The following is a 15,119-nucleotide window of genomic DNA, read 5'->3' on the forward strand; positions in this document are numbered from 1 at the left end:
AGATGCAAAAGATAATCGACAAAGAAGATAGGGGAAAACTATCTTACTTTATTAGACGTTCTTATTACAAAAATGTTTCAATTATTTTGGAGGAAAAATGAAAATAAAAGAAATTATCGTGGTCGAGGGAAAAGATGATACACAGGCCATAAAAAAATCGGTAGATGCTGACACCATCGAAACGAATGGTTCGGCCATTTCGATGGAAACAATTGAAAAAATAAAGCTCGCCCAACAAGTAAGAGGAGTCATTATTTTTACAGACCCTGACTTTCCGGGTGAAAAAATCCGTAAAACGATCGCAGAGCATGTGCCTGGGTGCATGCACGCTTTTATTGATAAAAAATTTGCGAAGCGCAAAAATGGTCGTGGTCTTGGGGTGGAGCATGCTTCTCGAGAAGCCATTCGAGAAGCTTTGAAAGAAGCGCAAACAATGACTGAAATGACCGATGAATTAATATCAAAAGAAGATTTAATCGATGCAGGTCTAATCGGAGGCCCTAAAGCGAAGGGGCGTAGAGAGAGACTGGGAGAATTGCTTAAAATTGGCTATACGAATGGTAAGCAGCTGCATAAGCGATTAATGATGTTTCAAATAACGAAGGAAGATTTTATTGAGGCGTTAAAATGCGTCTTACAGGAGGAAAAGTCATAGTGCAAAAAGACATTGCCACACCAATACGTACGAAAGAAATTTTAAATAAATATGGATTTTCGTTTAAAAAAAGCCTTGGGCAAAATTTCTTAATTGATCCGAACATTTTACGCAATATTACTAAATTTGCTGGTTTGACAAAGGAAACAGGAGCGATTGAAATCGGGCCGGGGATCGGTGCGTTGACAGAGCATTTAGCCAGAGAAAGTAAAAAGGTTGTTGCATTCGAAATCGATGGTAGATTATTTCCTATTCTTGAGGATACCCTTTCTCCTTACGATAATGTTGAAATTCTCCATCAGGATATTCTAGAGGCGAATTTACAAGAAATTATTCCGGAGAAGTTTTCGACGATACAAGATGTAATGGTTGTCGCAAACCTTCCGTATTATGTCACGACACCAATCATTTTAAAATTGCTAGAAAATAACCTTCCGATCCGTGGAATGGTCGTAATGCTGCAAAAAGAAGTGGCAGATCGAATTGCCGCAAAGCCTGGTACAAAGGATTATGGGTCACTGTCGATTGCGATTCAATATTACACAACGGCTGAAACGGTCATGATTGTGCCAAAAACAGTTTTCATGCCGCAGCCGAATGTAGATTCCGCTGTCATTCGATTAATAAAAAGGGAACAACCAGCAGTGGAAGTTTTGGATGAGTCATTTTTCTTCCACATAATCCGAATATCGTTTTCTCAGCGCCGAAAAACGATTTTGAATAATTTAACGAATGGACTTGAAAAGGGGAAGGAAAAAAAGGAAGATATTCTGAAAGCTTTAAATGTGGCAGGGATTGACCCTTCGAGAAGAGGGGAAACCCTTTCGATTCAAGAATTTGGATTGTTGAGCGATACTCTTTTGCCAATATTTAGTGGGAATTAAAGAAAGTACAAGTTTTTTATATTGGTCAGGAAGGCATTGCAACTGGACGTTGCGCTTTAGCCTTCCTTCTTTTTTTGGCTCATCATCGTTCCTTATCCTAGTGGAAGCCTGAGATTGAGCGTTAATGAGTAAGGGGCTAAAACTTTTCTTAGCACTAGATCGCTATTCGCGAATAGTCACATGGATCAAGTCGTCTGCATAGCCTAATCCATGAGGAATCTAATTTATTTGCTGTTTATTGGAGTTGACGACCGTGATTGAAATCAATATGATTGTCGGCCGCTTGTCCTATCAATGTGACATTTTATTTAGAGTCATCGATATCATGGAGATTGACGGTCAAAGGACTGCTATATTATCCGGCGAAGATTACCGTCTTGCAGCAGACGCACCTATTGATGACTTAGTCCCTATAAGTGAATCAGAACGTTTTGAGAGGACGTCAGAAGTACGTTCTCTTGAGGAGCAATCATTTGAATTGTTTAGGCAAGATATTGATCTAATTCGGCATGAACAAGAATACAAACTAACGTCAGGCTATAAACGGGATTTCAATTACTTTCAAATGCCTGGGCGTGTCCTTCATCTTGATGGTGATCCCAACTATTTGAAAAAATGTCTAGATTTATATGAGAAGCTTGGTGTATCGGTAATCGGCATCCATTGTAATGAAAAAGAAATGCATCTCCGTGTCGGTCCATTAATCGAAGAATATCGCCCTGATATCCTCGTGATTACTGGGCATGACTCTTATTCAAAATCGAAAGGAAAAAAAATTGATCTGAATGCCTATCGACATTCGAAGTTTTTTGTAGAAACTGTTAAAGAGGCTAGGAAAAAGGTTCCTAATTTGGATCAGCTCGTCATTTTTGCGGGTGCCTGCCAATCGCATTTTGAATCACTTATTTTTGCTGGATCCAATTTTGCCAGTTCCCCACTCCGTGTTAATATCCATGCCCTAGACCCTGTTTATATCGTTGCTAAAATCAGCATTACGCCATTTATGGAAAGGATTAATGTGTGGGATGTTTTGCGTAATACTCTCACTGGGGAAAAGGGACTTGGCGGGGTGGAGACAAAAGGTGTGTTGCGTACGGGAATGCCTTTTAAACCGCCAATTGATGACTGAAGCATTGGAGAATCACATCCAGTGCTTTTTCTATAATTCGGGATATGTCTTTAATGCTCTCGAAAAATTTGTTAGGAAATCGTTTATTATTAGCCATCGACTAGCAAACTTCTCGCCTTTTTCCACACTACGAAAGGTCAACAGCACTGAAGTTTGAGCGCTGATAGAGGCGCTTTTACTTTGTTCTGAGTAATATTCTAAATCTATACATAATTATTTTAGAACGGTGCATAATAAAAAATGTTGGAAAAGAGAACAAAATGTAGATAAAAAACCGTTGACAGATAGCAGGGTTCACTGATAAAATAAATAATTTATTTGACTTTAGCTGTTCGCCGTGTTACAATAAATTACAGTGAGGTGGAACGCAATGCCAAAAACATTAGCAAGCATTAAAAAATCCCTTGATTCTAACTTGGGTAAAAGATTAATGTTAAAAGCCAATGGAGGCCGCAGGAAAACAATTGAACGTTCTGGGGTTTTGGCAGAAACTTATCCATCGGTTTTTGTCATCGAATTAGACCAAGAGGAAAATTCCTTTGAGCGAGTTTCCTACAGCTATGCAGATGTACTTACTGAAACGGTTGAACTTACATTTTTTGAAGATACAGCAGGAAATCTAGCGCTGGGACAGCAGTAAACATACATTGTTTACTGCTGTTTTGTGTGCCAGGCATGTTCATCAACTAGACGGTGAAAGTCCGTTATGGGCGTAGGGATATGCGAACCATTAGTCGAAGGCAAGGGTGTCCACGGCGACGTGGAATCTGAAGGAAGCTCTAGGCAAATCCTCGGTCTGAGGTATACGAATCACATTCGAGGTTATTATTTCAGGATGAGTCTGCAAAACAAGATAAAGTCCAAAATATCCCCAGATGAAATAATAATAAATGTGGCAGATATATGAGGAGAAAGTTGATGTACTTACCCTGGGAGATCTCTTAGTACCTCGTACAAGAGAACCTATTCAGCGATGAATAGTTGAACTAAGAGAAGTCAGCAGATGTCGTAGTACCAACACATAGAGTTGGGAAGGACGGAACGAAAGGAGAGACTATGTTAGGGTCATTTACGAGATAACCATGACACAGCCAACCTCTAGGACTATTGAGAGGCAGAATGTTCGGAAAACAGGAGCACCCTCAATAGAGTGGAGTTATCCTCGTACAACCCCCATAACATAGGAACAGTATGCAATTTACTAAAACTCTGATAGAGATAATTCTAGATAGAGATAATCTAAACCAAGCCTTTGAAAGGGTTAGAAGAAACAAAGGAGCAGCAGGAGTCGATGCGAAAGATATTGAAGCTACTCGCCATTATTTAAAGGAAAATGGTGCGGAAATTATCCAATTAATTAAAGCTGGAAAATATAAACCTCAGCCTGTTAGAAGAGTTCAAATACCAAAGCCCAACGGTGGAATTCGAAACTTAGGAATTCCTACTGTAACTGACAGGGTCTTTCAACAAGCGATAGTTCAAGCTCTAACTCCAATATTCGAACCGCAGTTTAGTCAATATAGCTATGGATTTAGACCGAATAAAAGTGCTCATCAAGCCATTGAGCAAGCTAGACAATACATTGAGAATGGCTACAACTTCGTCGTAGACATAGACCTGGAGAAATTCTTTGACAGAGTCCAACATGACAAACTGATGTCCCTTGTGGCAAAGTCCATTACAGACAAGCCTGCTTTGAAACTAATTAGACGGTATCTTCAAGCAGGAGTCATGGAAAACGGAGTGGTTACAGTTAATCGAGAAGGAACACCGCAAGGTGGTCCACTAAGTCCTCTTCTAAGTAATATCATTCTTAATGAATTGGATAAAGAACTGGAGAAGCGCGGACACAGGTTTGTCAGGTACGCAGATGATTGTAATATCTACGTTAAAACTCAAAAGGCTGGAGAAAGAGTTAAGAAAGGTATTACAGAGTTCATTGAAAAGAAACTAAAGCTCAAGGTTAATGAAGAGAAAAGTGCAGTGGGAAAGCCGAGGGCACGTGTATTCTTAGGAGTGAGTTTCTACAAAATTAAGAAGCATACGAGGGTATATGTGCCTAAGAAATCAAAGAAGAGGTTTGAAGATAAGTTAAAGAGACTAACCAATCGTAATTGGGGAGTAAGTATGGAGTATCGAATTGTGCGACTTAATCAGTTAATCCAAGGATGGGGCAACTATTTTAAAATCGGCGATATAAAGAAATACGCAAAACTTTTAGATGCGCATATCCGAAGAAGATTAAGAGCATGTCGCTGGAAGGAATGGAAGAAAACTCATACAAAATACAAGAACCTTATAAAGTTAGGCATTTCAAGAAAGGAAGCTTGGAGGAATTCCAACTCAAGGAAAGGTTATTGGAGAATATCTAAATCTCCTTACCTAGATATAGCTTTAAACAAGGAATATTGGCAACAATTAGGATTGAAATCTCTATCATCAATTGTAAATTCATAAACTTTCGAACCGCCGTATACCGAACGGTACGTACGGTGGTGTGAGAGGTCGGCGCCGTGAGGCGCCTCCTACTCGATTATTTGGCCTTGTTAAAGCACGCTATTGCCTCACGCTTTATTGTTTGAAGGCAAGCGCGAGACTTCTGAGGGAAAAACGGAGCACACGAGAAACTACAACCCGTGTCAAGCGACGCCTAGAGCGGAAATCAACAACAAGGTTTAACAGAACCTTTTTATGAAAGAGATCTCACCAGACGATATTGTTAAGAATTAACTCAATAATTCTCTTCCTTTTGCCTACACTATTAAAGCGGGTATAAGGAGGAATTTTTTTGGGGCGAAGAAGAGGAATTATGTCGGATCAGATGAAAGTAGAACTGGCAAAAGAGCTAGGATTTTATGATGTTGTTCAGGAAGAAGGATGGGGCGGCATAAAAGCCCGCGATGCAGGGAATATGGTTAAACGTGCAATCGAAATAGCCGAGCAACAGCTTGCCAATAAACAATGACATTGAGTTATTCAACTGCCTAAAGATTTTCAACTACCCGCAGCCGAAGCACTTGCTTCGGTTTTTTTATCGCTTTTATAAGAGAAGTTTATGTGTTTATAACATTTATGTTAAAATGAGAAAAGCGAAAAGACGGATAGACAAGCAGGTGATAACATGGGACTGTTAATAAAAGCTCCAGCCAAAATAAATTTAACGTTAGATGTCCTTGGAAAGCGATCGGATGGTTATCATGAAGTTGAAATGGTCATGACAACAATAGATTTAGCTGACAGGATAGAATTAGACAGTAGAGATGATAGCCAAATCATTATAGTATCGCATAGCCGATTTGTACCGGAAGATCAAAGGAATCTTGCTTTTCAAGCGGCCAAACTCCTTAAAGAACGCTTTAATATCCATCAAGGCGTGACAATCACCATCGATAAAACAATCCCAGTTGCAGCAGGTCTTGCAGGTGGGAGTAGTGATGCAGCCGCCACTTTAAGAGGATTGAATACTTTATGGAAGCTTAACCTATCTATGGACGAGTTGGCGGAAATCGGATCGGAAATTGGCTCCGACGTTGCTTTTTGTGTCTATGGCGGCACAGGATTGGCGCGTGGAAGAGGGGAAAAAGTAACGAAAATACCGGCACCTCCAAATTGCTGGGTTATTTTAGCGAAGCCTTCCATAGGAGTTTCAACCGCGGATGTATACCGAAATGTCGATTTGGAAAAAATCGATCATCCCAATACGGAAGCGATGGTAAAAGCCATTCAGAATCAACAATACGATGAAGTATGCCGTCATCTAGGAAATGCTCTAGAAAAGGTTACATTACATATGTATCCAGAGGTCCAACATATTAAAGAGCAAATGGAAAAGTTTGGTGCAGATGCAGTGTTAATGAGTGGCAGTGGGCCGACTGTATTTGGATTTGTTCAACATGACTCACGCATGCAAAGAATTTATAACGGTCTTCGAGGATTTTGTGACCAAGTTTTTGCAGTGAGGATGTTAGGCGAGTGAAATACACGATGATGGAATCATTATTTTTACATTATCATTGTGTTTCAATCAATCGTTAAATCCTCCTAAACCTTGCCAATACACGTACAATCATGTATATTTACAATAAAAATATTCGCATTTAGGATGTTTAGGAGGTTTAAAGATGAAATTTCGCCGTAGCGAGCGACTTGTGGATATGACTCATTACTTAATGAATCACCCTCGTGAGCTTGTTTCGTTGACCTATTTTTCACAACGATATCAATCAGCTAAGTCATCTATTAGTGAGGATTTAGTGATTATTAAAGATACATTTGAAAGTCAAGGAATTGGAACATTGCAAACCCTTCCAGGGGCTGCAGGAGGAGTTAAATATATTCCTAAAGTCAAAAAAGAATACGCAGAGGTATTTATTCATCATTTATGTCAATTAATCGCAGACCCGAGTCGGCTTCTTCCAGGTGGATACTTATATATGACCGACTTGTTGGGAGATCCACAAATTTTAAATGAAGTAGGCAAGCATCTTGCCTCTGCTGTATCCGATCGTGATATTGATGTTGTTATGACTGTTGCCACGAAGGGAATTCCAATTGCGCAAACGGTTGCCCATCATTTAAATGTCCCTTTTATCATCGTTAGACGTGATAATATTGTTACGGAAGGCTCTACAGTAAGCATCAATTATGTATCAGGTTCATCAAAACGTCTACAAATGATGTCCCTATCAAAACGAAGCTTAAAAGAAGGTGCCAAAGTATTAATCGTGGATGATTTCATGAAAGCAGGAGGAACAATCAATGGAATGGTGAACCTTCTTGCAGAGTTTAATGCGATCGTAGCGGGTACTGCAGTACTAGTTGAATCTGAATATGAGGAAGAACGTTTAGTCGATGATTATATATCGCTTATTAAGCTAACAGATGTTAATGTCAAAGAAAGTAAAATTAACGTAGCTGCAGGAAATTATTTTACGGATCAATCTAATTTTCTATATGGTAAATAAATACATTTAAGGAGAGATTAAAATGCGCATCGTATCAACAGACAAAGCACCAGCTGCAATTGGACCATATTCACAAGGAATAGTTGTCAATAATATGTTTTATAGTTCAGGCCAAATTCCTTTAACACCGGAAGGCATCGTAGTGTCAGGGGGCGTCGTCGAACAAAGTCATCAGGTGTTTAAAAACCTTCAAGCAGTGCTAGAAGAGGCAGGGGCTTCATTTGATTCCGTAGTAAAAGCAACGGTTTTCATTAAAAATATGGATGATTTTGCAACAATCAATGAAGTGTATGGTGAATATTTCTCTGAACATAAACCCGCTCGTTCATGTGTCGAGGTTGCAAGATTACCGAAAGATGTATTACTTGAAATTGAGGTCATTGCACTTGTTAAATGATTTGATTTACATTTTTCAAGTCAAAAACAAGGAATATCAAATTACAAAAACGCTTACAAACCTGCAAATTATAAATATTAAAAAAATTTAACAAATAAAGAAGGAGATTTCTAATCTGTGTTGAATACATAAGTTATGATTCTATCTAGGAGAAGAAGGTGGTGAGCACAATGGAAGTAACAGATGTGAGATTACGCCGCGTCAACACAGAGGGTAGAATGAGAGCGATTGCTTCAATTACCCTAGATAATGAATTTGTCGTCCACGATATTCGAGTTATAGACGGTAATAATGGTCTATTCGTGGCGATGCCAAGCAAACGCACTCCGGACGGAGAATTTCGCGATATTGCTCATCCAATTAACTCCAATACAAGGAGTAAAATCCAGGATGTCGTATTGACAGAATACCATCGTTTAGGAGAAGTAGAAGAACCGGAACTAGAAGAAGCCGGCGCTTCCTAAAATAAGAAGAACAACGAGAGCCCTACTACATAAGTATGGCTCTTTTAAATTTGCTTTTAAAATTTTCCCTCTTAATATTTATCCTCTCAAAAAAATACCTTGGACTAGCGCCTTCCGCATTTCTATTGTTTAGTTGCAGGCGCTAGCCCCTCGAAATCAAATAACCTGAGGCAATAAAAGTCAAAGACCAGACTTTTTTGCCTCAGAACATTTGCTTGTCGGAGGCCCGCAGGATGCGGGTCAGGAAGGCGTTGCAACAGGATGTTGCGCCCTTAGCCTTTCTTCCACTTCAAGCGCCTTCCGCTTTTCTATTGCCTAGTTACTGCGCCTATCGACTAGCAAACTGTCAAAGTTCCTGAAGTTTTTACGTCGATGAACAGGTGCTTCCGCATTTTTTATTTTATGAACACTTTATATACATTCTCTAGTTTTCTTGAAAAAAAACTGTAATTAAGATATATTCATTATGGAAAAAAAGGTTATTGGGGGCCCGTTTATGACAAATAGATTCGCTGTAATATTGGCTGCTGGCCAAGGAACACGAATGAAGTCAAAACTTTATAAAGTACTACATTCTATATGTGGGAAGCCAATGGTTGAGCACGTCCTGGACAACATTTTGAAAGTGAACACTGACAAAATCGTTACGGTTGTTGGACATGGGGCGGAGCTTGTAAAGACTAGTTTGGGAGGAAAAAGTGACTTTGTTCTGCAGGAGGAACAGCTTGGAACTGCCCATGCGGTCATACAAGCGAAAGAAGTGCTAGGAAATCAGAATGGAACAACTTTAGTCATATGCGGTGATACACCTCTTATTACAGCTGAAACGATGGAAGCGTTGATTAAACTGCATGAATCACAAGATGCAGCTGCGACAATTTTATCAGCTTATACAGAAAAACCCGACGGCTATGGAAGGGTCATCCGTAATACTAATAGAACTGTTGAAAAAGTCGTTGAACATAAAGATGCTAGTGAAGATGAGCGGAAAGTGAAAGAAATCAATACAGGAACGTATTGTTTTGACAATCAAGCATTGTTTGAGGCGCTTGAAGAAGTTTCAAATGACAATGCTCAAGGAGAATATTACCTTCCTGATGTGATTGAAATTTTAAAGGCAAAGGGGAAAAAGGTCTTTGCATTTCAAACACCAGATTTTGATGAAACTATGGGTATCAATGATCGTGTAGCGCTTGCCGAAGCGGAAAGACTTATGAGAAATAGAATTAATAACATTCATATGAAAAATGGCGTTACGATTATTGATCCTACAAATACGTATGTTGATTCAGATGTAAAAATTGGTATGGACACAATTTTGTATCCAGGTACAATTATAAAAGGACAAACTGTAATCGGGGAAGATTGTCAAATTGGTCCAAACAGTGAGTTGGTCAATGCTAAAATTGGATCCGAAACAGTGATTAGACAATCTGTTGTACATGATAGTTTGGTTGGAGAAAAAGTCCAAATCGGGCCTTTTGCGCATATTCGTCCACAATCCAATATTCACGATGATGTAAAAGTAGGAAACTTTGTCGAAATTAAAAAATCGGAAATTGGAAAAGGTAGTAAAGCGTCTCATTTGAGCTATATTGGCGATGCTGAGGTTGGTTCAAATGTGAACCTTGGCTGTGGTTCCATTACGGTTAATTATAATGGAAAAAGTAAATTTTTAACGAAAATAGAAGACAATGTGTTTGTTGGCTGTAACTCTAACCTTGTTGCACCTGTAACAATTGGGGAGGGCGCTTATATCGCCGCAGGTTCCACCATAACGAAAGATGTACCGGGAGAATCTCTTTCCATCGCGCGCGCCAGGCAGGTTAATAAAGAAAATTACGTCAAGAAACTAAATTTGAATAACTAATATGGAGGTTCAACATGTCAAATCAATATCTTGACCCTAGCTTGAAAATATTCTCATTAAGTTCAAATCGTGCTTTGGCGCAAGAAATTGCTAAATTTATCGGTGTGGAACTTGGAAAATGTTCTGTTAATAGATTTAGTGATGGAGAAATTCAAATTAATATTGAGGAAAGTATACGTGGTTGCGATGTTTACGTTGTTCAATCTACGAGTGATCCCGTCAACGACCATTTGATGGAGCTCCTCATCATGATTGATGCACTAAAACGAGCTTCTGCTAAAACAATCAATCTTGTTATGCCTTATTATGGATATGCACGTCAAGATCGAAAAGCGAGAGCACGTGAACCGATCACAGCAAAACTAGTTGCTAATCTTATTGAGACAGCTGGGGCGACACGGATGATTAATCTTGACCTCCACGCACCTCAGATTCAAGGGTTTTTTGATATTCCTAATGACCATTTAATGGGTGTTCCTATTTTAGGAGATTATTTTAAGACGAAAAATTTATATAAAGATGATATTGTGATTGTTTCACCTGATCATGGCGGAGTTACGCGTGCTAGAAGACTGGCAGATCGTTTAAAGGCACCAATCGCCATTATTGATAAACGCCGCCCTCGTCCGAACGTGGCGGAAGTAATGAATATCGTAGGTAATGTAGATGGAAAAATTGCTATCTTAATCGATGATATTATTGATACAGCTGGTACGATTACGCTTGCGGCAAATGCTCTTACAGAAAATGGTGCTAAGGAAGTATATGCTTGCTGTACACATCCAGTTCTATCAGGACCTGCAATTGAAAGAATTCAAAATTCTAATATTAAAGAGCTAGTTGTAACAAACTCAATTGTCCTTCCAGAAGAAAAGAAAATCGCAAAAATTAAAGAACTCTCTGTAGCTCCTTTATTAGGAGAAGCGATTATTCGAGTTCACGAAAATCAATCAGTAAGTACATTGTTTGATTAAGATATATGAAAAAAACCTGTATTCCAGTATGCGGATCAGGAGTGAAGAAAATCACAAACTAAGTTTCATATAAACCAAAAAAATTTATGAATCTTATGTTTAAGCGAATTATTATAATGTCGATCATTATATAAGGTGAAAAGGAAAGGATAGATGAACAGGGATCGTACCTGTTTACATCTATCCTTTTTGTATAACATATGACCTCATTTACTACTACAACATCAAAATTTCATACAACAAAATCTCATCTTTCTTCAGAACTTATAATTGAAGAAGACAATTATGTATATTTATCTGTTTCCTTTTTGCACATCCGAACTGATTTGTTAAAACGCTAATCTTTTTGCATCCTAAAAGACAGTCTTTGCAACTTAGTGTCGATCCCCTTAGGAAGTCTGAAATAATCTTTTCAGTGCCTTTCTAGCATGGTTGCCCTCAAGACCAGACTCACGAATTATATTTCTGAAATTGGTATTGTCAGTAATCTGATCAATGTTACCGATTGGGCGTCTAGAGGCTAACTCGCGAATAAATTCATTTTTAATATGTTTCAAAATAACTTTCGCAATTCTTTCGCCATTCATTACTTTGAATGGACGGTCATAGAAGTATGAAACTTCAATAGGAATCATTTCCGTAATTCCTAATCTATTATGCATACTTGATAAATGCTTATAAGCATTATTAAATGCGTTCTCACGTTCTCTCCATGTAGCTGCCGTTTGAGCTGTCCAAAGATAAGGCATCAGTTGATCAGAGCATTTCAAATGCATAAAAGCAGTACCAAACCATTTTGGATAAGGGGCATATTGACGCTCCAACAGAAAGCAGAGATTGATGATGTCACGGACAATACGTGAGGCAATAATAGAGGAGCCAAGTTTATCACCAGTAAAACCCGAACGAAGCATCAGATGTTCTTCTTGACCGATTCGTTGCCAATTTGTTGCCATTAGGTACAACCAAATATCATGAGGATAATAACTAAATTGATTGCGTAATGCGGAAAGGTTACCCGTATCATCCCTATAGACTGCTCCCTTGTTTATCTCGAGAAGCGTCTGCGAGGGAAATGAAAGCCAATCTTCTATACCTATAGGTTCATCTATGTTAACACCCAAACAGCTTTCAATAAATTTCGGCAACGTTGTAATTACGCTCATTCTTATATCAACCGGAAAGCCATAGAACTGTTTCGGTACTCGCTCAGTCAGAGATTTCTCTATTTCCTCGGAACTCCCTATATCTTCTTTACTGAGAAAAAGATATACCCGTGGTCCCCAATCATGATCGGTTGACATTTCTGTATCGTAGCCGAGCACTTCACTCCCAGGACCAATTAGAGCAGATGAATAGAGCAAGTCCGGATAGTCGTCTGACAGTATAGACTCAACGACTTCTCTATGAAACCGACGACATAATTCTACCCCTTTAATAAAGGACACTCTTTATTTCTCCTTTCGTATTTCACTTTGTAAAACACAAAAACCGTCAATCCGTTGTGTTTGGATTAATAGTATACGGTTCGATATCCTTTTGAACTGCTGGAGGCCACTTTCCACATCTGACTGATTACCACTGTAACCTATATAATCTAATTTTTGACCTTCGATGGATTTGGTAGGTGAAACAACAATATCCTTGAAAGCACAACCAGCGAGTAAGATACTTAACATTAGTGACAATAAAACATTATAGTATGATTTTATAATAATCATCACCTCAAACGAATCAAGTTGACGGAATTTTCTTTATTGCATTTTACCATATTCTAAGTGGTTGTTTAAAAAATTTAATGTGTTAAGGCTGTATGGGCTTATAAAAAGGAACCCGTTAGATTTAGTTGTTTTTTTCGTTTAATTAGAAGTTTATTTTTACTTATGTTAGGGTATTAATAGAGATGCATTACATAATAGGGAGAGGGAGTGTCATACTTATGAGTACAGTACTAGTGGCAAAAAGCCGTACGAATGGGCAACGTTCACAATTGACGGACATTCGTATGCAAGGTGGAATTCCAGCGGTAGTTTATGGGTACCAGGTAGAAAATACCCCAATTTCTGTAAATAGTGCCGAGTTTATGAAAACTATGCGAGAAGTCGGCCGAAATGGTGTTATTTCTCTAGATCTCGAAGGGAAAAAGGTAAATGTTCTTTTACATGAATATCAAGAAGACCCTTTGAGAAATGAAATTGTGCATGCAGATTTTCTAGCAATTGACTTAAATCAAGAAATTGAAGCAAATGTAAGGGTAGAAATATCGGAAGACTCAGCAGGTGTCAAGAGTGGTGGGGTTCTTCAGGTTTTGTTGCATGAACTTTCTGTAACGGCTGTTCCTGAAAAAATTCCGGAGGTCATCCATATTGATATTCCTGATTTAAACATTGGCGAAGCAGTAACAGTTGGAGAAATACGCGGTAATTTCTCATGCACGATCAATCACGAGGATGATGAGCCTATTGCTAATATCCAACCTCCACGTACAGAAGAAGAAACTCCAGACGGAGGAGTACGTGAAGAAAATCCACCTGAAAACAGCAACGACGACAAAGCTGAAGGTGAAGATGTATAATTTAACATAATAAAGTATTTTGTTATATATTGGTAATCCATTGTTGATTTCAATGCTATGTTGATTGTAACGTAAGGCGAGCACCTGAAGCGAAAATCAATGTATAGAATAAAATAGCTTTTATAATAAAAATTGAGAAGCGCAGCCAAAGGGTTGCGCTTTTGTTTCCGTTTATGTATTTTTAACGTATAATAGATGAAATAGGTGTAACTTGGGGTGTTAGGGATGAAATTAATTGTAGGGTTAGGAAATCCCGGTCTTTCATATAATAAAACTCGCCATAATATTGGATTTATGATTGTGGATGAGTTAGCAAAAAGACTCGGAACAACCCTGTCCGAGAAAAAATTCAACGGAATCTATTCTATTATTCATAAAAATGGTGAAAAGGTCATTTTACTAAAACCTTTAACATATATGAATTTATCAGGAGATTGTATCCGTCCACTTATGGATTACTATGACATACCGGTGGAAGACTTGCTTGTGATTTACGATGATCTTGATTTACCAGTTGGAAAAATACGACTAAGACAAAAAGGCAGCGCCGGTGGACATAATGGTATAAAGTCTACCATCGCGAATCTTGGTACTCAAGAATTCAAACGGATACGCGTGGGAATCGATCGCCCTCCGGTTGGTGTAACAGTACCTGATTATGTCTTAAGTAAATTTCGCAAAGACGAAAAAGATGATATCCAATCTGTCGTTGAGAAATGTGTAGATGCTTGCGAAGAGTGGTTGGATAAGCCTTTTCTAGAAATCATGAATCAATTTAATGGTTAGTACGAATAACTCCTTATAAAGGTGTTCATACTATATGAACGGATTGCTTTTGTAAGGAGGGTTTACTATACCAATTCATTATTATTGTCGCCATTGTTCTTCCAAAATGGGAACGATTGATGATTCCGTTTTTGAAGAAGAACAACTAGGCATTCATACATTAACAGATAAGGAAAGACAAGAAATGGTCACGTATGGATCAAATGGAGAGATATTTATCCAGGCAATATGCGATGATTGCCACGAAGCGTTTATAAATAATCCCGATTTGCATCAATATGATTATCTTATTCATTAAAAAGCTTTGGAGAGAAATCCAAAGCATTTTTCCATTGGCTATTTATCATGTAAAAGCAACCCAGCCATAATAAAATAAGATGGATTCAAGTTAACCTCTTAAATACCTGCCATTTTTTATGAA

General features: G+C 38.4%; 16 protein-coding genes. 15 read left to right on the forward strand and 1 reads right to left on the reverse strand.

Going from position 1 to position 15,119, the window contains the following annotated elements; all coding sequences use genetic code 11:
- Positions 1-97: 97 nt before the first annotated feature.
- From rnmV to KHA93_RS17800, 12 genes are all read left to right on the forward strand, one after another.
- Complete coding sequence (gene rnmV / locus KHA93_RS17745; protein WP_213111943.1) at positions 98-655, forward strand: ribonuclease M5; 558 nt, start codon at positions 98-100, stop codon at positions 653-655.
- Entirely contained in the window at positions 655-1,539 is an 885-nt protein-coding gene (rsmA, locus tag KHA93_RS17750) for a 16S rRNA (adenine(1518)-N(6)/adenine(1519)-N(6))-dimethyltransferase RsmA (protein WP_349772312.1), read from the forward strand. The genes rnmV and rsmA overlap by 1 nt, the downstream gene beginning before the upstream one ends.
- Positions 1,540-1,807: 268 nt before the next feature.
- Positions 1,808-2,668: a sporulation peptidase YabG gene (gene yabG, locus KHA93_RS17755; protein ID WP_213113017.1), complete on the forward strand. Its 861-nt coding sequence runs from the start codon at positions 1,808-1,810 to the stop codon at positions 2,666-2,668.
- 370 nt (positions 2,669-3,038) lie between these two features.
- The gene (gene veg, locus KHA93_RS17760; RefSeq protein WP_213111945.1) at positions 3,039-3,308 is read left to right on the forward strand and encodes a biofilm formation stimulator Veg; all 270 of its coding nucleotides are present in this window, start codon (positions 3,039-3,041) and stop codon (positions 3,306-3,308) included.
- Positions 3,309-3,859: 551 nt separating this feature from the next.
- The gene (ltrA, locus tag KHA93_RS17765; protein WP_213109101.1) at positions 3,860-5,125 is read left to right on the forward strand and encodes a group II intron reverse transcriptase/maturase; all 1,266 of its coding nucleotides are present in this window, start codon (positions 3,860-3,862) and stop codon (positions 5,123-5,125) included.
- Positions 5,126-5,456: 331 nt separating this feature from the next.
- Positions 5,457-5,633, forward strand: coding sequence for a small, acid-soluble spore protein, alpha/beta type (locus KHA93_RS17770; protein ID WP_213111946.1), 177 nt, complete (start codon positions 5,457-5,459; stop codon positions 5,631-5,633).
- 156 nt (positions 5,634-5,789) lie between these two features.
- Positions 5,790-6,644, forward strand: a complete 855-nt coding sequence (gene ispE / locus KHA93_RS17775) for a 4-(cytidine 5'-diphospho)-2-C-methyl-D-erythritol kinase (protein ID WP_213111947.1) — start codon at positions 5,790-5,792, stop codon at positions 6,642-6,644.
- Between the two features lie 145 nt (positions 6,645-6,789).
- Positions 6,790-7,632 carry a pur operon repressor gene (purR, locus tag KHA93_RS17780; protein WP_213111948.1) on the forward strand — a complete coding sequence of 281 codons (843 nt, stop codon included), beginning with the start codon at positions 6,790-6,792 and terminating at the stop codon, positions 7,630-7,632.
- Positions 7,633-7,654: 22 nt separating this feature from the next.
- Positions 7,655-8,029 (forward strand): RidA family protein, encoded by a 375-nt coding sequence (locus tag KHA93_RS17785; RefSeq protein ID WP_213111949.1) that lies wholly within the window; start codon positions 7,655-7,657, stop codon positions 8,027-8,029.
- A gap of 170 nt (positions 8,030-8,199) precedes the next feature.
- A complete protein-coding gene (gene spoVG, locus KHA93_RS17790; RefSeq protein WP_213113018.1) occupies positions 8,200-8,493 on the forward strand; it encodes a septation regulator SpoVG in 294 nt (97 codons plus the stop codon).
- A gap of 496 nt (positions 8,494-8,989) precedes the next feature.
- Positions 8,990-10,363 carry a bifunctional UDP-N-acetylglucosamine diphosphorylase/glucosamine-1-phosphate N-acetyltransferase GlmU gene (gene glmU, locus KHA93_RS17795; RefSeq protein ID WP_213111950.1) on the forward strand — a complete coding sequence of 458 codons (1,374 nt, stop codon included), beginning with the start codon at positions 8,990-8,992 and terminating at the stop codon, positions 10,361-10,363.
- Positions 10,364-10,377: 14 nt separating this feature from the next.
- Complete coding sequence (locus KHA93_RS17800) at positions 10,378-11,337, forward strand: ribose-phosphate diphosphokinase (RefSeq protein ID WP_213111951.1); 960 nt, start codon at positions 10,378-10,380, stop codon at positions 11,335-11,337.
- 389 nt (positions 11,338-11,726) lie between these two features.
- On the opposite strand, the gene KHA93_RS17805 is transcribed toward KHA93_RS17800, so the two are convergent.
- The gene (locus tag KHA93_RS17805) at positions 11,727-12,785 is read right to left on the reverse strand and encodes a DUF4037 domain-containing protein (protein ID WP_213111952.1); all 1,059 of its coding nucleotides are present in this window, start codon (positions 12,783-12,785) and stop codon (positions 11,727-11,729) included.
- Between the two features lie 491 nt (positions 12,786-13,276).
- Between KHA93_RS17805 and KHA93_RS17810 the strand changes: the two genes are divergently transcribed.
- The 3 genes from KHA93_RS17810 (at position 13,277) to fin (ending at position 14,996) form a co-directional block, all read left to right on the forward strand.
- Positions 13,277-13,912, forward strand: coding sequence for a 50S ribosomal protein L25/general stress protein Ctc (locus KHA93_RS17810; RefSeq protein WP_213111953.1), 636 nt, complete (start codon positions 13,277-13,279; stop codon positions 13,910-13,912).
- A 225-nt stretch (positions 13,913-14,137) separates the two neighbouring features.
- Positions 14,138-14,698 carry an aminoacyl-tRNA hydrolase gene (gene pth / locus KHA93_RS17815; RefSeq protein WP_213111954.1) on the forward strand — a complete coding sequence of 187 codons (561 nt, stop codon included), beginning with the start codon at positions 14,138-14,140 and terminating at the stop codon, positions 14,696-14,698.
- A gap of 73 nt (positions 14,699-14,771) precedes the next feature.
- Positions 14,772-14,996 (forward strand): anti-sigma-F factor Fin, encoded by a 225-nt coding sequence (gene fin, locus KHA93_RS17820; protein ID WP_432806354.1) that lies wholly within the window; start codon positions 14,772-14,774, stop codon positions 14,994-14,996.
- Positions 14,997-15,119: the final 123 nt, after the last annotated feature.

This window comes from Lederbergia citrisecunda (genome assembly GCF_018343695.1).
Lineage (GTDB): Bacteria > Bacillota > Bacilli > Bacillales > Bacillaceae_C > Lederbergia > Lederbergia citrisecunda.